The following is an 18460-nucleotide window of genomic DNA, read 5'->3' as shown; positions in this document are numbered from 1 at the left end:
GGGACGTGACCGGGTAAACACCTGCTCGCGCTATTTATCGCCTGGAATGTAACCGTTGACGAACCAATGGTATTCACCCTCGAACGCCACCGTTTCCAGCATGACATCTCCCGGCTCGCTGGCAATGGCCTGCAGGACAACGTCAGGTATCACGATCTTGCCGCGTTTGAAGATCAGCGCCGGAACCCGGCGGGAAGTGCCGACAACAGCTTTGTATCTCTCAGGCACAGGATCCTGCTTCCAGACGGTTTCTCCTGCCTTGCGTCTGAAAACCAGATTGTCTTGCCTGGAAAACTCGTTCATGACGCCCGTGTCGAACAGGGGGTCGCTGGTCAAGGCTCTGATCCGTAAGAACAGCGGGAGTGCCTGTTCTTTCTCCATCGGAGCCATGCGGACAACCGCGTCATCTTCGCGTTTGAATCCTTTTGAGTACGGCGAAGGTGCCCCCAACAAGTGGTCGAGTTTGCCTCGTGAGTCATGCAGACCATCGCTGACCAACCGCATGGCGCTCGACCCTCCGAAACGCCCGCTGGCCCATTGTTTTTTCATGACTGCATTGAGATCGGGCAGGTCGTCAGTACAGTCATTCAGACAGGGAGTCTTGAGCCCCATGACCTCGATGATGTTGGTGGCGATTTTGGTTACCTGCGGCCCCGAACCAGAATCGTAGGAGTCGCCCAGGTCGGAATGGGCACCTGGCAAGCGAACCGTGAAGATCCGTTTACCCAGTTCTCTGGAACCGTATCCGGCGGCATAACGCTCATATTTGGAGTCGTCGTCGATGATGGGATGAAACAGGGTTCGCGTTTCATTCTTTGCCACCAGATGAAGGCCGAACTCAAGGTTCGGTGGAAACTCCAGATTCAACACATCGCCCTGGCCGGTTGCCACGGTATCGATCAGGATTGCCGACGACCAGACAGGCGCTCTGGTGCCTAACGAATGTTCCGCAGACGCGTCGTAGACCTCATTCAAGAAGTGCTTGGCAGTGGCGGCGCCCCGACTGAAACCAATGACCACGACCTTGACCAGCGTCGCCGATGGATTCTGCGCAATGAATTGCTTGAGTTGGGCAAATGCGTCGGCCGCCACCATACGAGAGCTGAACGCGAAGGCTGCATCTAGAGCGCATGGCCAGCTGTCAGCGCAACCTGGCCCGCGAATATAGGCTTTGCGGATAGCCGAGTCGGGGTACTGAACCGGCTTGTCGGCACGGTTGCCTTCAATCCTGTCAAACAACTGGGCAACAACGGTTTGAGTTTCACCCTCGGGGACTTGTTCGCGGTCGTTATTGGTTCCGTCGAAACTCATGACAAAAACGATCGTACCGGGCTTTTTGTCATTCACCCGCGGGATTTTTTCCAGGAGACCTTCAGTCGCAAGGACACTGGTCAGCTCCTCCATTGACGATTGGCTGATCGGTACATTGCGAGAGCCTGAAAAAAAACCGCTGCAGCCACCGAGTGCACCCGACAGGATCAAGGCTGCAAACGTTCGTGCACCGATGGAAAAAGCATTAAAAGTCACTGGACCTTCCATAGTTAAGGAGAGAGAGTTGCATCCATGCAAACCTTCGGTCGGTCAGCATCTGCGTGCTCGCTTATCGGCATGACACCGGCAAACTTGACGATGCAACATCGGCCAGCATGGCTGGCGAACGCTCTGGAGTTGACAGATGCCCCATCAACATCACGTGGATGAAATCGAACGTTTCCTCAGTCAGGGAGCATTTCTCGTCCTGACCGGCGCCGGCATCAGCACACCCTCGGGCATCCCCGACTACCGCGACAACAACGGCGTGCGCCGGGGCCGGCAGCCGATGATGTATCAGGAATTTCTGTCGGCGCCCGAGTCACGCCGTCGCTACTGGGCCCGGGCGATGCTCGGCTGGCCCCGTGTGCGCCAGGCGCAGCCGAATGCCGCGCACGAGGCGCTGGCCAGCCTGCAAAGTCATGGGCGGATCGGTGGATTGATCACCCAGAATGTCGACACCCTGCACGATCAGGCCGGCAGCCACGATGTCATCGAACTGCACGGCAGCCTGCATCGGGTGCTGTGTCTGGATTGCGGTTTGCGCAGCGAGCGGGATTCGATTCAGCAACTGATGGAGACGCAGAATCCGTATCTGGCAGGTGTCGATGCGGTGCAGGCGCCGGACGGCGATACCCTGCTCGACCCGGCTTTCGAGGCGCGTTTTCAGGTGCCGCATTGTCCTCATTGCGAAGGCGAACGGATGAAGCCGGATGTGGTGTTTTTTGGCGAGAACGTGGCGCAACCGACGGCGGCGCGAGCCATGGCGGCAGCGGAGAATGCTGCCGGGATGCTGGTGGTCGGGTCGTCGTTGATCGCGTATTCGGCGTTTCGCCTGTGCCGGGTGATTGCGGATCGGGGCAAGCCGTTGATTGCGATCAATCTGGGGAAGACACGGGCGGATGAGTTGCTGGATTTGAAGATCGAGGCGTCTTGCGAACAGCTGTTGCCGCTACTGACACAACGCCTCAATGCTCAGCCTTAAGGATGTCGAACAACGCCTGCGCCGCCGCCGACAACTCATTCCCGGAGTCAGTCAACACGCCAATCGCCCGCTCCACCACCGGCTCATGCAACGTCAGACACCGCGCCCCCAGTTCGCGCATCTGCTCGGCGCACAACGCCGGCACCGCGCTGACGCCCAGCCCGCTGGCAACCATCCGCCCGACCGTCGCCAGTTGATGGCTTTCGAATTCCACCGGCAGTTTCATGCCCCGGGCCTGCAGGTGTTCCTCAAGCATCACCCGCACCGTGGACGGGCGTTGCAGGGTGATGAACGGTTCCTGCAGCAAGGTCTGCCAGTCGATATCGGTGCGCCGGGCCAGCGGCGAATCCTGTGGCACCACCGCGACGAAGCGATCCTTATAAAGAGGTGTGAAGGTCAGCGAGGTGTTCTGCAACGGCTCGAACGCCACGCCGAGTTCAACCTGACGATCGCGGACCATTTCCAGCACTTGCTCGTTGATCACGTCGTTGACCGTGACGTTGACGTTCGGATAACGCGCACGGAAGGTCTTGAGGATCGGCGGCAGCAGGTTGCCGGCAAACGACGGCATCGCCGCCAGCGTCACTCGCCCCCGTTGCAGGCTGAAGCGCTGGCGCATTTCGTCTTCGGCGTTGTCCCAGTCGGCGATCAGACGCCGGGCCAGCGGCAGCAGCGATTCCCCTTCCGGGGTCAGCGCCACGTTGCGCGTGTTACGGCTGAACAGGCGCCCGCCCAGTCCCTCCTCCAACGCCTTGATGGTCAGGCTCAGCGCAGACTGCGACAGGTGCAGGCGCTCGCAGGCCACGGCGAAACTCAGGCTCTGGGCCACCGCGAGAAAGGCGCGAATCTGCTTGATGGTCATGATCGTGTCGCTCCAACGGCTAAGCTGAACATCCACCCGCCGACGACGGCGAGCATTTCTTGATCCTGCCCACGCTCCCGCGTGGGAACAGAGAACCAAACCAACTATTGAGCTTTATCAATCAATCAACCTTAAAAATCAACTTAACAAATATATCCCCCAGCGAGACACTCCAGTCATTCGGCTAGCCAGCCGCCCGACAAACAATAAAAGAGGTGCATATGGCAGGTTTCGACAAGCGCGTGTATTCCTACGAGGAAGCCATGGCGGGCCTTGAAAACGGCATGACCGTAATCGCCGGCGGCTTCGGCCTGTGCGGCATTCCGGAAAACCTGATCGCCGAGATCAAGCGTAAAGGCACCCGCGACCTCACCGTCGTCTCCAACAACTGCGGCGTGGATGGCTTCGGCCTCGGCGTGCTGCTGACCGACCGCCAGATCCGCAAGGTGGTCGCCTCCTACGTCGGCGAAAACAAACTGTTCGAAGAGCAACTGCTCAAAGGCGACATCGAAGTCGTGCTGACCCCGCAAGGCACCCTCGCCGAAAAAATGCGCACAGGCGGCGCCGGCATCCCGGCCTTCTTCACCGCCACCGGCGTCGGCACTCCGGTTGCCGAAGGCAAGGAAGTACGTGAATTCCACGGTCGCAAGTACTTGATGGAAGAGTCCATCACCGGTGACTTCGCCATCGTCAAAGGCTGGAAAGCCGACCACTTCGGCAACGTCATCTACCGCCACACCGCCCAGAACTTCAACCCGCTGGCCGCCACCGCCGGCAAGATCACCGTGGTCGAAGTCGAAGAAATCGTCGAACCCGGCGAGCTGGATCCGTCGCAGATCCACACCCCCGGCATCTACGTCGACCGGGTCATTTGCGGCACGTTCGAAAAACGCATCGAACAACGCACCATCCGCAAATAATCCAGGCTGACGGAGAACAAGAACATGGCACTTTCCCGCGAACAAATGGCTCAACGCGTCGCCCGCGAAATGCAGGACGGCTACTACGTGAACCTCGGCATCGGCATCCCGACCCTGGTCGCCAACTACATCCCCGAAGGCATGGAAGTCATGCTGCAATCGGAAAACGGCCTGCTCGGCATGGGCCCTTTCCCGACTGAAGAAACCATCGACGCCGACATGATCAACGCCGGCAAGCAAACCGTGACCGCGCGCATCGGCGCTTCGATCTTCAACTCTGCCGAGTCCTTCGCGATGATCCGTGGCGGTCATGTCGACCTGACCGTGCTGGGCGCCTTCGAAGTGGACGTGCAAGGCAACATCGCCTCGTGGATGATCCCCGGCAAACTGGTCAAGGGCATGGGCGGCGCGATGGACCTGGTGGCCGGCGCCGACAACATCATCGTCATCATGACCCACGCGTCCAAGGACGGTGAGTCCAAGCTGCTGAGCCAGTGCAGCCTGCCGCTGACCGGCGCCGGTTGCATCAAGCGTGTGCTGACTGACCTTGCCTACCTGGAAATCGAAAATGGCGCTTTTGTCCTCAAGGAACGCGCACCTGGCGTCAGCGTCGAGGAAATCGTCGCCAAAACCGCTGGTAAACTTGTCGTCCCGGACCACGTACCGGAAATGCAGTTCGCTGCCGAGTGAGGAATTCGAAAATGCAAGACGTCGTCATTGTTGCCGCCACGCGTACCGCGATCGGCAGTTTCCAGGGGTCGCTGGCCACCGTCTCCGCCGTGGATCTGGGCGCAGCGGTCATCCGCCAGTTGCTTGAGCAGACCGGTCTGGACGGTGCTCAGGTCGATGAAGTGATCATGGGCCAGGTGCTGACCGCCGGCGCCGGCCAGAACCCGGCGCGCCAGTCGGCGATCAAGGCCGGCCTGCCCCACGCCGTACCGGCCATGACCCTGAACAAGGTCTGCGGCTCGGGCCTCAAGGCCCTGCACCTCGGCGCGCAGGCGATCCGTTGCGGCGACGCGGACGTGATCATTGCCGGCGGCCAGGAAAACATGAGCCTGGCCAACTACGTCATGCCGGGCGCGCGCACCGGCTTGCGCATGGGCCACGCACAAATCGTCGACACCATGATCAGCGATGGCCTGTGGGATGCGTTCAACGATTACCACATGGGCATCACTGCCGAAAACCTGGTCGAGAAGTACGAGATCAGCCGCGAGCAGCAGGACGCCTTCGCTGCCGCCTCGCAACAGAAAGCCGCTGCCGCCATCGAGGCCGGTCGCTTTGTCGATGAAATCACCCCGATCCTGATCCCGCAGCGTAAAGGCGATCCTGTGGCGTTCAAGGTCGACGAGCAGCCACGGGGCGACACCACCGCCGAATCCCTGGCCAAACTGCGCCCGGCCTTCAAGAAGGACGGCAGCGTCACCGCCGGCAACGCTTCGTCGCTGAACGACGGCGCTGCCGCGGTCATTCTGATGAGCGCCGAAAAAGCCAAGGCCCTGGGCCTGCCGGTACTGGCGAAAATCGCCGCCTACGCCAACGCGGGCGTCGACCCGGCGATCATGGGCATCGGCCCGGTGTCCGCCACTCGCCGCTGCCTGGACAAGGCCGGCTGGAACATTGGCCAACTGGATCTGATCGAAGCCAACGAAGCCTTCGCCGCGCAATCCCTGGCAGTGGCCAAGGATCTGCAATGGGATCTGGACAAGGTCAACGTCAACGGCGGTGCCATCGCCCTCGGTCACCCGATCGGTGCATCGGGCTGCCGTGTGCTGGTGACCCTATTGCACGAAATGATCAAGCGTGATGCGAAAAAGGGTCTGGCGACCCTGTGCATCGGCGGCGGTCAAGGCGTGGCGCTGGCGCTGGAACGCGCTTAAACGCAAAAGAGGTTCAACGGCGGGCGGCGGATCCACGACATCCACTGCCCGTTGGCAACAAAACCCGGTACGACTCACGTCGCACCGGGTATTTTTTTGCCTGAGCGTCAGGCGAACTTCACCAGATTCAGCACCGGCAACGGCCCGCCCGGGAACTGCACCAGGCGCGCCCCCACGCTCAACTCGCCCAGGTCGATCCCGAAGAAGCCGAGCTGATCGATCAGCGCACCCACTTCAGCCTTGGCCTGCGTGTCATCCCCGGACAGAAACAACACGCGCTTGCCGCCCTCCGACGCTGGATCCGCTTCCAGCAAACGCGCCAGCAAGTGGTTGAACGCCTTGACCACCCGCGCACCCGGCACCCATTCAGCGAACACTTCGCTGGACGGCCGCCCCTGCAGATCCACCGGTTTGAACGACGGCGCTTCAATCGAGTTGTTGGCGTCGATGACGATCCGACCGCCGAAGTCCGGCAGCCCGGCCAGCGCCGTCGGCAGTTTCGACCAGTTCACCGCGACCAGCACGATGTCCTGGGCGGCCGCTTCTTCACGGGTAACGGCGCGGGCGGTCGGGCCGAGTTCTGCCACCAGCCCGGCCAAGGTCTCCGGCCCGCGACTGTTGGCGATGACCAACGGGATGCCCTGACGCGACAAGGCTTTGGCAAACGCTGAACCGATGGCGCCAGCGCCGATGATTCCGATAGTGTTCATGGTGTTCTCCAGAAAGTGGGGTAAGACTCGAAACGAATCTTGCGCTTGCCATTCCCACTTGATTAGCCGGTAATGCCTTGAATGATCTTCAAGCATCGCTATCAGGTCGAAACCATGGAAACCCTCGCCAATCTCGAATCCTTCGTCCGCAGCGCCGAGACCGGCAGCTTCTCCGCCGCCGCACGGTTGCTGGCGCTGACTCCGGCAGCGGTCAGCCGCAACGTGGCGATCCTGGAACGCAACCTCGGCGTGCGGCTGTTTCAGCGCTCGACCCGCAAGCTGTCGCTAACGGAGGCCGGTGAAGGTTTTCTGGCGAGTATCGGCGGCAACCTCGACGCCTTGCAGGCAGCGATTGCAACGGTGGCAACCGAGCGCGGCGAGCCGGCGGGTGTGCTCAAGATCAGCCTGCCGCCGACGTTCGGCATCGATCACATGCTGCCGCTGCTGCCGGAGTTTCTGGCGCGCTATCCGTTGATCCGCCCGGAATGGCACTTCGAAAATCGTCAGGTGGATCTGATCGCCGAGGGCTACGACGTGGCGATTGGCGGCGGATTCGAGCTGACGCCCGGTGTGGTTTCCCGGCGACTGGCCTCCGCTGAAATATTGGCAGTGGCCTCACCGGCCTATCTGGCCGGACGCACCCTGCCCCGGCATCCGACAGACCTCGCCGACCATCAGGGCATTGTCATGCGTGGCCTGCGCACCGGGCGCATCCGCCAATGGCAGATGCACAACGACGCTGGCGAACAGGCCAGCGCCCTGCTGAATCCGAATATTGTGCTGAACGATCCGATGGCCATGCGCAAGGCTGCGCTGCTGGGGCTCGGCGTGACGATGCTGGTGTTGCCCGATGTCAGCGTGCAAATCGAGCGCGGCGAACTGGTGCGGCTGCTGCCCGACTGGCAGTGCGATGCCGGGGCGATATCGCTGTACTACCCGAGTCGCACCTTGATGCCGGCCAAGACCCGGGTGTTCATTGACTTTGTGGTGGATGCCTTCGGCCGTTAGGCAGCCAGCTGCAGAATCAGCCAGGCATTCGCCCCACTGATCACCACAAACAACCCCCACGCCAGAACCCGGGTCGGCAACCGGTTCACAAACGGCCCCATCAGCTGTTTGTCGTTGGTCATGCGAATCAGCGGATACAGGGCAAACGGCAATTGCAGGCTCAACACCACCTGACTCAGCACCAGCAACTTGCCCACCGCGCCGTCGCCCATCAGCCACACGCCGATGAACGCCGGGATCAGCGCCAGCCCACGGGTAATCAGGCGCCGTTGCCAGCAGGGAATCCGTAGGTTCAGATAGCCTTCCATGATCACCTGCCCGGCGATGGTGCCGGTGAACGTCGAACTCTGCCCCGACGCCAGCAGCGCCACGCCGAACAGCACACTGGCCAGCGCGCCGCCCACCAGCGGATCAAGCAAGTGATAGGCGTCCTGGATATCCACCACATCGGAGTGCCCGGTTTGATGAAAAGCTGCCGCCGCGAGAATCAGGATCGCCGCATTGACCAGCAACGCCAGCGCCAGCGAGCCGATAGTGTCGATACGCGCCAGGTTCACTGCATCCTGTTTGCTCGCCAGATCCTGGCCGATCAGCCGCGTTTGTACGATCGAGGTGTGCAGGTACAAGTTGTGTGGCATCACCGTGGCGCCGAGGATGCCGATGGCCAGGTACAGCGGCGCCGCATCGCTGATCGCCGATAGCGATGGCTTGAAGCCTTGGGCGACGTCCGGCCAGTACGGTTTGATCAGCAGCAGCTCGACGAAGAAGCACACGCCGATGGTGCCCACCAGTACCAGCATGATCGCTTCCAGCCTGCGGAAACCACGGTTCTGCAGGGCCAGCACCAGCAATGTATCGAACGCCGTGAGGGCGATGCCGAACGTTAGCGAGCAACCCAGCAGCAAGTGAAACGCCAGCGCACAGCCGAGCACTTCCGCAAGGTCGGTGGCGATGATCGAGATTTCCGCCAGCACCCATTGCAACCGCGCCGTCGGGGTGCTGTAGCGTTCGCGGGACAACTGCGCCAGGTCGCGCCCGGTGGCGATACCCAATCGCGAGCACAGGCATTGCACGACCATGCCCGCCAGACTCGCCAGCAACACCACGAACAATAGGCTGTAGCCGAAGCGCGAACCGGCCTCGATGGCGGTGGCCCAGTTGCCCGGGTCCATGTAGCCGATCGACACCAGCAAACCCGGGCCGGCAAAACGCAGCACGCGTTTGAAGAACGAGGCATTCGGATCAACCGGGACGCTGCCAGCCACTTCCGGCGGGCAGAACGGCGCCGTGGCGATTTTGGGCAAACTGAATTTCACGCACACATCCAGAAACAAGTCGAAAGACGCAGCTTAGACGTTTCAGTCGACGCGCCCAAGCGCCGATGTGCTGCGCTCAGGGTTTGGCAGTGCCGAGCAATTGCTGGCGCAGTTCGGGATTGCGCGTGCGCGGATCCAGCCAGATGTTGAAAAAAGCCTGGGCGAACAACGGGTCGTCAATTTCATGCTGCAACTGTTGGCCGACAAAGAACCGCGCGCCCTTCCCCGGCAAATACACCCCGGTAATCCGCGTGCCGGCCTGCACATCGACAAACGATTGCTGCATCTGCGCTTGCCACACCGCCAATTGAGCCGGGCTGATGGAAGAACCAGCCAGGCGTTTGATCTCATCGACACTGGCCTTCACCAGATCTTCGCGGGACACATTGCGCCGGTAGATCAACTCCAGAGCGAAGGGCTGACCATCGGCCAACGGTCGCGCGGCACTCCACAATCGGGCGTTATAAATGTCGAAACCGAACACGCTGAAATCCCCGGTGCCGATGATCTGCGCGCCAGGCACTGCGTCCTGCCAACTGGCCCAGGTCGGCGTCAGCAGCAGCGCCCACAAGCCGATTCCGCAGCATCCACGCAACACCTTCGGTGTTCTGCTCATCGCGGCATCGACTCCGGTAAACCCTGATAGTCAGAGCATAGTCGGCGATTACGCCCGGCACTTTGTATACATTTATTGCATGCATTTACAGCAATCCATTAACGACAGTGCTAACGTGGCCCTCATTGATCCGATGGAGAGACCTGCGTGCTGATCCTCAAACTGCTGCTGATTCCCGGTTTCCTGCTGCTGATTTCCCTGGCCGGCAAGCGTTGGGGCCCCAGCGTCGCCGGGTGGCTGTCGGGGTTGCCGGTGGTGGTCGGGCCGATTCTGTTTTTTCTCGCCATCGAGCAAGGGCCGGCGTTTGCCGCGCAATCGGCGGTCGCGGCGTTGTCGGCCATGTTTGCGATGATCGCGTTTTGCGTCACCTATGCGCAGGTGGCGCAGCGGGCGAACTGGCCGCTGGCATTGGTAGTTTCTTTATCGGTCTGGGCCGTGCTGGCGGTAATCCTGTCGCTGATTCCGGCGTCACTGCCGTTCTCGGTGGCTGCGGCTGCAACCGCCCTTCTTGCTGCGCCGTACCTGTTTCCCAAGGTTCAACCGGTGGTCAGCGGGCCGGCACCGAAGTCGGACAAACTGATCTGGCGGATGATTGCCGGGGCGGCGTTGACGCTGGTGGTGACCATGCTGGCCAGCACCGTCGGCGAGCGTTGGAGCGGACTGCTCGCGGTGTTTCCGGTGTTGGGCAGCGTGATGGCGGTGTTTTCCCAGCAGACCCGTGGCCCGGCGTTCACCGCTGCATTGTTGCGGGCGACGGCGACGGGGATGTATTCGTTTTCGGCGTTTTGTCTGGTCCTGGCGCTGACCGTTCCAGGTCTGGGCTTCGGCGGTTTCGTGGTGGCGGTGGCCGTTTCGGTGGCGATGCTCGGGGTTACCCGGCAATTGCTGGCCAAACCGGTGCCTGCGCCGTCGACAAACTGAACCCGCCCGGACAAACCGCTCTGGAGTGCCGGGTGTGCTCCGTGGGATGATCGCCGCCCAAGCGCGACCATCCCTCGGAGATTCGAATGTCATTGCTTAGCAAGAAAGCCGTCGTCCTGTTGCTGGCGGCGGTGGCCGGTTTCGGCGCCCTCGATGCTCAGGCAGCCAAGGCCAAAGAGAAGGCTGTCACCGAGAAAGTCTCGATGCTCGACGGCAAGCTCAGTTTTGTCCTGCCCAAAGGCTTTGTCGGCGACCCGCTGCCGGCCGGCCCGACCGGTGCCAAGGGCACGATGTTCACCAACGACGCCACCAAAACGGTGGTCATCACCGCCGAAAACCAGATTCCCGAAGGCAACAACGTCAAAGACAACGACAGTGCGTTCCTCGACGGCACCGTGTCCGACTTCATCGACGCCCAGCGCAAGGCACTGCCGGACTTCAACAAGCTCAGCGAGAAAAGCCTGACCCAGAAAGGCAACGGCCTCGGCCTACGTCAGGTGGACAGCACCGCGACCCAGGGTGGCGGCCAGACCCTCAACACCACGCTGATCGCAGGCTCCGGCACGCACATGGCGCTGGTCCAGGTGATTTCCCGGGCCAGCGACAAGAGCGGTCACGATGCCCTGGTGAAAACCATCCTCAAGGAAAAGTGATGTTCAGGGATTGAGTCGCTGCAACCAGTCGTTCAGATCCCGAAGCTCGGCCGCGCTGATGCTGTGGCCGACGCCGGGATAGGCATGAAATTGCGGTTTGTAATCCAGCTTCTCCAACAGCTCTTTGGCAGCGGTGGCGCCACTGTAAGGCACTCGATCATCCGCCGTGCCATGGCCGATGAAGATCGCCAGCGGCGGATGCTGTTGCGCTGACTTCAGCTCACCCTTGAGTACCGGCAACACTCGCCCACTCAACGCGGCGATGCCACCGACCGCCGCCGGCTGCCTCAGCCCTACCTCGTAGGTCATCATCGCGCCCTGGCTGAAACCGATCAGGTACACCTTGTCCGGTTGCGCGTGATATTTCTGCGCCGCCGCAGCGATAAAGGCCCGCAGCTTCTGGCTGGCATCCTTCAGATCATCGGTCTCGCCGTTGTAGGCACCGTCACCCTTCTTGCGAAACCACTGGAAACGCCCTTCCCCCAACGCCATCGGCGCCTGCACCGACAGGTAGTTGTACTGCTTGGGCAACTGAAATTTCATACCGATCAGATCGGCTTCGTTACTGCCATAGCCATGCAGGAACACCACCAGCGGACGCTGTTCGGCGTCCGGGTGAACCTGAGCCAGGTAGTTGAGCGGCAGATCGGTTTGCAGCGAGGTTTGAGCATGGACGGCGCTGGACGCCAGCAGGGTCAGCAGAGCAAACACCTTCAACATAAGCCTTCCTTCACACAGTGCAGGGTTCGGGGCAGAGCCTAACACTGTGATCCGGAAGATGGGGGCATCAGTCGTTGATCAACTTGCCCGCCCGAATCGGCTCGCGCCCCGCCACTTTCGCCTGCCAGATGCCCGGCTGGGTGTAGCGTCCGCGATCAATGGCGAACAGCACGCCGCTGGTGCCGGCACGCACGGTGGTGACGCGGTCGTTCAGCGGATCGACCACTTCGAACAGCGCATCACCGCGCTCGACCCACTCACCGGCATCGCGCAGAAAGCTCACCACGCCGTGGTGCGGGGCAAACAGATATTCGGTGCCTTCGAACGGCATGCCTTCACAGCATTCGTCCGGTGCCTTCGGCCATTCGCCGCTGATGAAGCCCTGTTCGGCGAGGAACCCCAGAATCGCTTCGCAATTGGCCTGGGCCTGATCGACCCGGGTGTCGCCCATGCTCCCCAGTTCCAGGGTGGTGGCGAGGTTGGCCGGTGGAATCGCCGCACCCGGGAACATCCGCGCCAGACGCAGCCATGGCGTGGAGCACGATTCGTCGAACGAACTGCCGCCGGAGTCTTCACACAACAGCGCCACGCCAGCCTTCAGGCGCGCGGCCAGGGATTGCCACTGCGGCCAGTGTTGCGGCAATGCGTAGATGTGGATCGCGGCGTCGAAATCGCAATGCAGGTCCAGCGTGACGTCTGCCTCGCAGGCGTGGCGCAGCAACAGGCGATGCAGCGCTTCCAGTTGCGAAGCCGGGGCCGGCAGTTCGTCGAGTACCTGGCCCATGGTCTGACGGATCAGGCGGATGTTGGCCTCGGCATCGCTGCCCAACTGATCGCCGATACGCGCGGCCACCGGGGCGCTGAGTTCGACGAAGGAACGGTTGAAGTTCTTGCCGCTGCCCAGTTCGAAGCGGCCCATGTGACTGCCTTGCAGGTGTTGATCGAGACCGATCGGGTTGGCCACCGGCACCAGTTCGATCACGCCTTGCAACTGGCCGTTGCTTTCCAGCTCGGCCAGGCGTTTTTTCAGTTCCCACGCGGTGCGCATGCCCGGCAGCTCATCGGCGTGCAGGCTGGCCTGGATGTAGACCTTGCGCGGGCCAGCGCCGTAACGGAAGACGCTGAGGGAACGTTCGCTGCCCAGGTGGCTCCAGGGCAGAACATGATCGATGCGTTGCATGGGGAACTCCGGAAATTCTGTAGTCGCTGCCAGACAGCGACTGCATTGAAAAATGTGCTGACAGGATAAATCACAGGCGAAAAAAAAGTGGCCACCGCGTCGACGGGGCCACTTTTTTCTACGGCGTATTAATGGCCGTACACGTCAAAGTCGAAGTACTTGTCCTGCACTTGCTTGTACTTGCCGTTGGCGCGGATTTCGTTGATGGCGGTGTTGAATTTCTCTGCCAGCTCGGTATCGCCTTTACGCACGGCAATACCGGCGCCGCCGCCGAAGTATTTGGCGTCTTCGTAGGTCGGGCCGACGAATTCGAAGCCTTTGCCGGCGTCGGTTTTCAGGAAACCGTCGCTCAGGTTGACCGAGTCGGCCAGCATCGCGTCGATACGACCCGACACCATGTCCAGGTTGGCTTCCTGCTGCGAGCCGTAACGCACCAGTTCGATCCCGGCCGGTACCAGCACTTCGGTGGCGTAGCGGTCGTGGGTACTGGCGCGCAGCACGCCGACTTTCTTGCCTTTGAGCTCGACCAGCGGGTCTTTCACGCCGGAGCCTGCCTTCATCACGAAGCGCGCCGGGGTGTGGTAGTACTTGATGGTGAAATCGACGTTTTTCTTGCGGTCGTCAGTAATGGTCATCGAGGACAGGATCGCGTCGATCTTCTTCACTTTCAGCGCCGGGATCAGGCCGTCGAACTCTTGCTCGACCCAGGTGCATTTGACTTTCATCTGCTCACACAACGCATCGCCGATGTCCACGTCGAAGCCGGCCAGTTTGCCGTCAGGGGTTTTCATCGAGAATGGCGGGTAACCGGCTTCGATACCGATACGGATCGGCTTGGCGTCTTCGGCCACGGCGGTCAGGGACAACATCGACAGTGCCAGGGCACCGAACATAACCAGCTTTTTCATTTATTACTCCCGTGTGCGGAGGCTTTTATTGGCAGCTTTCGATTGTCAGGTTCGGCCTTGGGCTATGGAGCGCAAAGAAACCGAAGTGGCCGGCAGTCTATGGCGGCGCGCACGGGGCAAATTGTGTTTAAGCGACAAATACTTACAGAAAATCGGCGAGTGCCATCACGCAGGAAAAGTGTGCGCCAGAGCGGTGCAAGGGTTGTAGGACAAAGCCATTAAAAGTTGCCGCCGAGGGCGGCAACCCTCTGGTTATCAGCAGTCGCAAGCGATTGGCGCGGTGGCGACCCGTTGTGTCTCGACACTCAACTGAAAGCCTTCATCCAGCCAGCCGGTCACCCCGCCGATCATCTCCTTGACCGGATAACCCAGCGCTGCCAGCTTCACGGCGGCCTTGTTGGCGCCGTTGCAGTGGGGACCCGCGCAATACACCACGAAAAGTGTGTTTTTCGAGTAGTCCACCAGCCCTTCCGCCGTCAGCAAACGCCCGGGAATGTTAATTGCCCCCGGCACATGGCCGCGCTCGAAGGCCAGCGGCCCGCGCACGTCCACCAGCACGAAATCCATCTCGCCGGCCTCCTGGCTGTTGAAGACATCAGAACAATCGGTTTCAAAGGTCAGACGGTTGCTGAAGTGCATCAGGGCAATCGCCGACGGGGCGGCAGGAATTTCGCGAACCAGGCTTGGCATGTTGAATCACTCCTTTATCTGTGTGGGATGAACAGACTTTATCGAGCCGCCGCTTACCGCTACAGTGGCGCACAAGACACTCACCGGGAAGTTTCCGCCAAATGCCTGATTCACCTGGATTGGTCGCGATTCTGGCCTATGACGGCCTCTGTACCTTCGAGTTCGGCATCGCCGTGGAAATCTTCGGCCTCGCCCGGCCGGAGTTCGATTTCCCGTGGTACACGCACTGCATCGCTGCTGTCGATCAAGGCCCGATGCGCGCCATGGGCGGGATTCAGGTGCTGGCCGATGGCGGTCTGGAACTGTTGACGCAGGCGCGCACCATCATCATTCCCGGCTGGCGCGATCGCAGCGCGCCGGTGCCGGAGTCATTGCTCGAAGCATTGCGTGATGCGCACTCGCGCGGCGCCCGGTTGCTGTCGATCTGCTCGGGGGTCTTTGTTTTGGCCGCCAGCGGGCTGCTCGATGGGCATGGCGCCACCACCCACTGGCGCTACACCTCGGAACTGGCCGAGCGCTTCCCGGCCATCGATGTCGATCCGGATGTGCTTTACGTCGACTCAGGTCAGTTGATCACTTCGGCCGGCAGCGCGGCCGGGATCGACGCCTGCCTGCATCTGGTGGCGCGGGACTTCGGCACCCAGATCGCCAACTCGGTGGCGCGACGGCTGGTAATGTCGCCGCAACGCACCGGCGGTCAGGCGCAATTCATTCCGACACCGGTCAGCCCGACCCCGCGCAGCGACTTGTCGCGCGTCATGCAGTGGGCCCGCGAGCGCCTGCACGAACCACTGGAAGTACGCGACCTGGCCAGCGAAGCGGCGATGAGCGAGCGCACCTTCCTGCGCAAATTCACCGAAGCCAGCGGCCAGTCACCCAAGGCCTGGCTGCAACACGAGCGTCTGGCCCGGGCCCGGGAGTTGCTGGAAAGCACGCCGCAGAACACCGAGCAGATCGCCCAGCGCTGCGGTTATCGTTCGGTGGAAAGCTTTCGCGTGGCGTTTCGCAGCGTGGTCGGGGTGCCGCCATCGGTGTATCGCGAGCGCTTTGGTCGTGAGATCAAGGCTTGCGCAACAAATAGGTGTCCATGATCCAGCCATGCTCGGCCCGCGCCGCCTTGCGCACCCGTTCAATTTCATCGGCGACATCCTTGAGCTTGCCACTGATGAGGATTTCATCCGGTGTGCCAAGGTAGGCCCCCCAGTAAATCTCTGTCTCCTGATCCGCCACCCGATGGTAGGAATCTTCAGCATCGAGCATCACCACCAGACTGTCGGTATCACTCACCTGCCCCGCCGACAGGCGTCGGCCGGTGGTGATTTCAATCGAGCGGCCAATGGTGTTCAACGGCACTTTATGCTGCGCCGCCAGGGCCTGAACGCTGGTGATGCCGGGGATCACGTCGAATTCAAATACGCATCGCCCTGAGGCCAGGATTACCTGGAGTATGCGAATCGTACTGTCGTACAACGCCGGATCGCCCCACACCAGAAAACCGCCGCACTGCCCGTCAGCCAATTCGTCATTGATCAGGCGTTCGAAGGTTTGCTGCTTGGCGCGATTCAGATCATCGACGCTGGCGCTGTAGTCCACATCGCCGCGCTCACGCTCAGGGCTGTGGGCTTCGGCGAAACGGTACGTACGATCAGTGATGTAGCGCTCGCAGATTTCGCGACGCAGGTCGATCAACTTGTCCTTGCTCTGACCCTTGTCCATCAGGAAGAACACGTCCACCTGATTCAGCGCCTTCACCGCCTGCATCGTGATGTAGTCGGGGTTGCCGGCGCCAATGCCGATGACCAGCAGTCGCTTCATGAACGGTCTCCTTCAAAGTCGATGCCGGACAAGCGTAGCCGCCAGCGTCCGAAGAAACTCAACTCGACCACCGCCAACGGCTCGACATCGATGCTGTGGAAGGCCTGACCCTGCATGACCTGCATCAGCGCCGCCCGAATGATGAACGGATGCGTGACGGCCACGACATGACCCGGCGTCGTTTGCAGGGTTGCCAGCCATCCGGCCACTCGCTCGCCGAGTTGTGCCACCGACTCGCCACCATGGGGTGCGGCGCCGGGATCGTCGAGCCAGGCTTGCAGCGCTTCGGGCTCATTACGCTGCAGGTCCTTGATCGATAGCCCCTGCCAACGGCCCCAGTCGCAATCGCGCAGCGCTTCGTCAACCGTTGCATCGTGACCGAACCCTTCGGCGGTCTGGCGCGTGCGCAATTCCGGGCCGCAGATCAAACGACGCGGAATGGCGAACCGAGTGGCCAGCAAGTCAGACGCCAAGGCACTTTCTTCAACAGGCTCATCCGTAGGAAAACGCGCCAATTTTTGTGAGACGGTTCTGGCATGGCAAATCAAGGTCAAACGGGTGGCTTGCACAATGAGTCACTCGGTCAGAAGGTAAAAAACACCCGGCGAAGTGCCGACAGGGCAGCAATTGTGCCGTAAACCGGAGGGTTCAGGGCAACACCATTCAATTGACCACCCTCAACAAAGCGGCAATGTCTGACGCAACAATGGGCAATGGACTACAAGATCGATCGACAGACGTGTAGCCCTTGCTACACGGGCATCTCGCCCCATTTTGGGGCTTCACGGAAGCTGCGGAAAATTCACTAGACATGTAACGTCAGTTACATAAATACTGTTTTAACGGATTGTGAAGCGAATTCAACACACCCATCCAGCAGGAGCCCGGATGCCCCCTCTCAGAGACCTGATTACTGATCCCGGCCTGGACCTTACGCCCTCAGAGCGCAAAGTCGTCCGGGCCTTGCTCGATCAGTACCCGCGCAACGGGCTCGGCCCGATGGCGCGGCTCGCCGAGCACGCCGGCGTCAGCGATCCGACCATCGTGCGTCTGGTAAAAAAACTCGGTTTTGGCGGTTACGCCGAATTCCAGGACGCCCTGCTCAGCGACATGGACCATCGCCTGCGCTCGCCGCGCACGCTGTTGCAACCCCGTTCGAACCTGAACCAGGACGATGCCTGGAGCCATTATCTGGCCCACAGCCACAACCTGCTGGCGGAAACCCAGGCCCTGACCCAACCCGAAGACGTGCGGATTCTCGCGCAATGGCTGCTTGATACGCGCCATCAGGTCTACTGCTTCGGTGGGCGCTTCAGCAGCCTGATGGCCACCTATCTGCTCAATCACTTGCGTCTGCTGCGCCCCGGTTGCTTTGCGCTGGAGGACAACGCGCAACTGCCGGATCGCCTGTTCGACCTGCAACGCCAGGACGTGGTGCTGGTGTTCGACTATCGCCGCTACCAGACCCAGGCCCTGCGCGTGGCCACCGCCGCCAAGAACAATAACGCTCGCGTCGTGCTGTTCACCGACATTTACGCCTCGCCGCTGCGCGAACTGGCCGACATGATCATCAGCGCCCCGGTGGAATCGGCTTCGCCGTTCGACACCATGGTCCCGGCGCTGGCCCAGGTTGAAGCGCTGATCGCTTGCCTGACCCTGCGCAGCCCGGACCTGGCCGATCGCCTGGAAGGCATCGACGCCCTGCGCAACGACTTCGACACCCACTTGCTGGAGGATAAATAA

At 61.2% G+C, this 18460-nt stretch carries 20 protein-coding genes; 9 read left to right on the top strand and 11 right to left on the bottom strand.

What is annotated here, in order from left to right:
• Positions 1–30 precede the first annotated feature (30 nt).
• Positions 31–1527, bottom strand: a complete 1497-nt coding sequence (locus M5B44_RS09090) for a phospholipase effector Tle1 domain-containing protein (RefSeq protein ID WP_248738912.1) — start codon at positions 1525–1527, stop codon at positions 31–33.
• Positions 1528–1675: 148 nt separating this feature from the next.
• Here M5B44_RS09090 and M5B44_RS09085 point away from each other — a divergent pair, with 148 nt between their 5' ends.
• Positions 1676–2515: an NAD-dependent protein deacetylase gene (locus M5B44_RS09085; RefSeq protein ID WP_248738911.1), complete on the top strand. Its 840-nt coding sequence runs from the start codon at positions 1676–1678 to the stop codon at positions 2513–2515.
• Here the strand turns inward: M5B44_RS09085 and M5B44_RS09080 are convergent.
• Positions 2499–3377, bottom strand: a complete 879-nt coding sequence (locus M5B44_RS09080) for a LysR family transcriptional regulator (protein WP_085708697.1) — start codon at positions 3375–3377, stop codon at positions 2499–2501. The two genes, M5B44_RS09085 and M5B44_RS09080, sit on opposite strands and share 17 nt — an antisense overlap.
• A 221-nt stretch (positions 3378–3598) precedes the next feature.
• Here M5B44_RS09080 and M5B44_RS09075 point away from each other — a divergent pair, with 221 nt between their 5' ends.
• From M5B44_RS09075 to M5B44_RS09065, 3 genes are read left to right on the top strand one after another with little or no spacing between them, the layout of a single operon-like run.
• The gene (locus M5B44_RS09075) at positions 3599–4297 is read left to right on the top strand and encodes a CoA transferase subunit A (RefSeq protein WP_248738910.1); all 699 of its coding nucleotides are present in this window, start codon (positions 3599–3601) and stop codon (positions 4295–4297) included.
• A 24-nt stretch (positions 4298–4321) separates the two neighbouring features.
• Positions 4322–4987 (top strand): CoA transferase subunit B, encoded by a 666-nt coding sequence (locus M5B44_RS09070; protein WP_248738909.1) that lies wholly within the window; start codon positions 4322–4324, stop codon positions 4985–4987.
• Between the two features lie 11 nt (positions 4988–4998).
• A complete protein-coding gene (locus tag M5B44_RS09065; protein ID WP_085733159.1) occupies positions 4999–6180 on the top strand; it encodes an acetyl-CoA C-acetyltransferase in 1182 nt (393 codons plus the stop codon).
• Between the two features lie 107 nt (positions 6181–6287).
• Here M5B44_RS09065 and M5B44_RS09060 read toward each other — a convergent pair whose 3' ends face one another.
• On the bottom strand, positions 6288–6890 hold the full coding sequence (locus tag M5B44_RS09060) for an NADPH-dependent F420 reductase (RefSeq protein WP_248738908.1): 603 nt from the start codon (positions 6888–6890) through the stop codon (positions 6288–6290).
• A 114-nt stretch (positions 6891–7004) separates the two neighbouring features.
• On the opposite strand from M5B44_RS09060, the gene M5B44_RS09055 reads away from it, so the two are divergent.
• Positions 7005–7898 (top strand): LysR family transcriptional regulator, encoded by an 894-nt coding sequence (locus M5B44_RS09055; protein ID WP_248739123.1) that lies wholly within the window; start codon positions 7005–7007, stop codon positions 7896–7898.
• On the opposite strand, the gene M5B44_RS09050 is transcribed toward M5B44_RS09055, so the two are convergent.
• Positions 7895–9214 carry an Nramp family divalent metal transporter gene (locus M5B44_RS09050; protein ID WP_192560396.1) on the bottom strand — a complete coding sequence of 440 codons (1320 nt, stop codon included), beginning with the start codon at positions 9212–9214 and terminating at the stop codon, positions 7895–7897. The two genes, M5B44_RS09055 and M5B44_RS09050, sit on opposite strands and share 4 nt — an antisense overlap.
• 76 nt (positions 9215–9290) lie before the next feature.
• Positions 9291–9830: a chalcone isomerase family protein gene (locus tag M5B44_RS09045; protein WP_248738907.1), complete on the bottom strand. Its 540-nt coding sequence runs from the start codon at positions 9828–9830 to the stop codon at positions 9291–9293.
• Positions 9831–9977: 147 nt separating this feature from the next.
• Here M5B44_RS09045 and M5B44_RS09040 point away from each other — a divergent pair, with 147 nt between their 5' ends.
• The gene (locus tag M5B44_RS09040) at positions 9978–10751 is read left to right on the top strand and encodes a hypothetical protein (RefSeq protein ID WP_248738906.1); all 774 of its coding nucleotides are present in this window, start codon (positions 9978–9980) and stop codon (positions 10749–10751) included.
• An 86-nt stretch (positions 10752–10837) separates the two neighbouring features.
• A complete protein-coding gene (locus tag M5B44_RS09035) occupies positions 10838–11404 on the top strand; it encodes a hypothetical protein (protein ID WP_085708705.1) in 567 nt (188 codons plus the stop codon).
• A 3-nt stretch (positions 11405–11407) separates the two neighbouring features.
• On the opposite strand, the gene M5B44_RS09030 is transcribed toward M5B44_RS09035, so the two are convergent.
• The 4 genes from M5B44_RS09030 to M5B44_RS09015 all read right to left on the bottom strand — a co-directional run bounded on the left by M5B44_RS09030 (position 11408) and on the right by M5B44_RS09015 (position 14902).
• Complete coding sequence (locus M5B44_RS09030; protein ID WP_248738905.1) at positions 11408–12124, bottom strand: alpha/beta hydrolase; 717 nt, start codon at positions 12122–12124, stop codon at positions 11408–11410.
• 67 nt (positions 12125–12191) lie between these two features.
• On the bottom strand, positions 12192–13304 hold the full coding sequence (locus M5B44_RS09025; protein ID WP_248738904.1) for a succinylglutamate desuccinylase/aspartoacylase family protein: 1113 nt from the start codon (positions 13302–13304) through the stop codon (positions 12192–12194).
• A 128-nt stretch (positions 13305–13432) separates the two neighbouring features.
• On the bottom strand, positions 13433–14212 hold the full coding sequence (locus M5B44_RS09020) for an ABC transporter substrate-binding protein (protein WP_007956251.1): 780 nt from the start codon (positions 14210–14212) through the stop codon (positions 13433–13435).
• Between the two features lie 255 nt (positions 14213–14467).
• Positions 14468–14902, bottom strand: coding sequence for a rhodanese-like domain-containing protein (locus M5B44_RS09015; protein ID WP_248738903.1), 435 nt, complete (start codon positions 14900–14902; stop codon positions 14468–14470).
• Positions 14903–15003: 101 nt separating this feature from the next.
• Between M5B44_RS09015 and ftrA the strand changes: the two genes are divergently transcribed.
• Entirely contained in the window at positions 15004–15993 is a 990-nt protein-coding gene (ftrA, locus tag M5B44_RS09010; RefSeq protein WP_248738902.1) for a transcriptional regulator FtrA, read from the top strand.
• On the opposite strand, the gene cobF is transcribed toward ftrA, so the two are convergent.
• Complete coding sequence (cobF, locus tag M5B44_RS09005) at positions 15962–16717, bottom strand: precorrin-6A synthase (deacetylating) (RefSeq protein WP_248738901.1); 756 nt, start codon at positions 16715–16717, stop codon at positions 15962–15964. The genes ftrA and cobF overlap by 32 nt on opposite strands.
• The gene (locus M5B44_RS09000; RefSeq protein ID WP_248738900.1) at positions 16714–17286 is read right to left on the bottom strand and encodes a histidine phosphatase family protein; all 573 of its coding nucleotides are present in this window, start codon (positions 17284–17286) and stop codon (positions 16714–16716) included. The genes cobF and M5B44_RS09000 overlap by 4 nt, the downstream gene beginning before the upstream one ends.
• A 319-nt stretch (positions 17287–17605) precedes the next feature.
• Here M5B44_RS09000 and M5B44_RS08995 point away from each other — a divergent pair, with 319 nt between their 5' ends.
• Positions 17606–18460 (top strand): MurR/RpiR family transcriptional regulator, encoded by an 855-nt coding sequence (locus M5B44_RS08995; RefSeq protein WP_096822903.1) that lies wholly within the window; start codon positions 17606–17608, stop codon positions 18458–18460.

The organism is Pseudomonas sp. MWU12-2029, assembly GCF_023242425.1.
GTDB classification, from domain to species: Bacteria; Pseudomonadota; Gammaproteobacteria; order Pseudomonadales; family Pseudomonadaceae; genus Aquipseudomonas; species Aquipseudomonas kribbensis.
The sequence above is the reverse complement of the archived record's forward strand: the minus strand, read 5'-3'. Positions and strand labels throughout refer to the sequence as shown.

Excerpts from the sequence above, each read along its gene's own strand:
- M5B44_RS09085 (WP_248738911.1), top strand. The coding sequence starts at position 1,676 with ATGCCCCATCAACATCACGTGGATGAAATCGAACGTTTCCTCAGTCAG.
- M5B44_RS09045 (WP_248738907.1), bottom strand. The coding sequence starts at position 9,830 with ATGAGCAGAACACCGAAGGTGTTGCGTGGATGCTGCGGAATCGGCTTG.
- M5B44_RS09025 (WP_248738904.1), bottom strand. The coding sequence starts at position 13,304 with ATGCAACGCATCGATCATGTTCTGCCCTGGAGCCACCTGGGCAGCGAA.
- M5B44_RS09080 (WP_085708697.1), bottom strand. The coding sequence starts at position 3,377 with ATGACCATCAAGCAGATTCGCGCCTTTCTCGCGGTGGCCCAGAGCCTG.
- M5B44_RS09035 (WP_085708705.1), top strand. The coding sequence starts at position 10,838 with ATGTCATTGCTTAGCAAGAAAGCCGTCGTCCTGTTGCTGGCGGCGGTG.
- M5B44_RS09075 (WP_248738910.1), top strand. The coding sequence starts at position 3,599 with ATGGCAGGTTTCGACAAGCGCGTGTATTCCTACGAGGAAGCCATGGCG.
- M5B44_RS09065 (WP_085733159.1), top strand. The coding sequence starts at position 4,999 with ATGCAAGACGTCGTCATTGTTGCCGCCACGCGTACCGCGATCGGCAGT.
- M5B44_RS09060 (WP_248738908.1), bottom strand. The coding sequence starts at position 6,890 with ATGAACACTATCGGAATCATCGGCGCTGGCGCCATCGGTTCAGCGTTT.
- M5B44_RS09020 (WP_007956251.1), bottom strand. The coding sequence starts at position 14,212 with ATGAAAAAGCTGGTTATGTTCGGTGCCCTGGCACTGTCGATGTTGTCC.
- M5B44_RS09030 (WP_248738905.1), bottom strand. The coding sequence starts at position 12,124 with ATGTTGAAGGTGTTTGCTCTGCTGACCCTGCTGGCGTCCAGCGCCGTC.
- M5B44_RS09055 (WP_248739123.1), top strand. The coding sequence starts at position 7,005 with ATGGAAACCCTCGCCAATCTCGAATCCTTCGTCCGCAGCGCCGAGACC.
- M5B44_RS09070 (WP_248738909.1), top strand. The coding sequence starts at position 4,322 with ATGGCACTTTCCCGCGAACAAATGGCTCAACGCGTCGCCCGCGAAATG.
- M5B44_RS09015 (WP_248738903.1), bottom strand. The coding sequence starts at position 14,902 with ATGCCAAGCCTGGTTCGCGAAATTCCTGCCGCCCCGTCGGCGATTGCC.
- M5B44_RS08995 (WP_096822903.1), top strand. The coding sequence starts at position 17,606 with ATGCCCCCTCTCAGAGACCTGATTACTGATCCCGGCCTGGACCTTACG.
- cobF (WP_248738901.1), bottom strand. The coding sequence starts at position 16,717 with ATGAAGCGACTGCTGGTCATCGGCATTGGCGCCGGCAACCCCGACTAC.
- ftrA (WP_248738902.1), top strand. The coding sequence starts at position 15,004 with ATGCCTGATTCACCTGGATTGGTCGCGATTCTGGCCTATGACGGCCTC.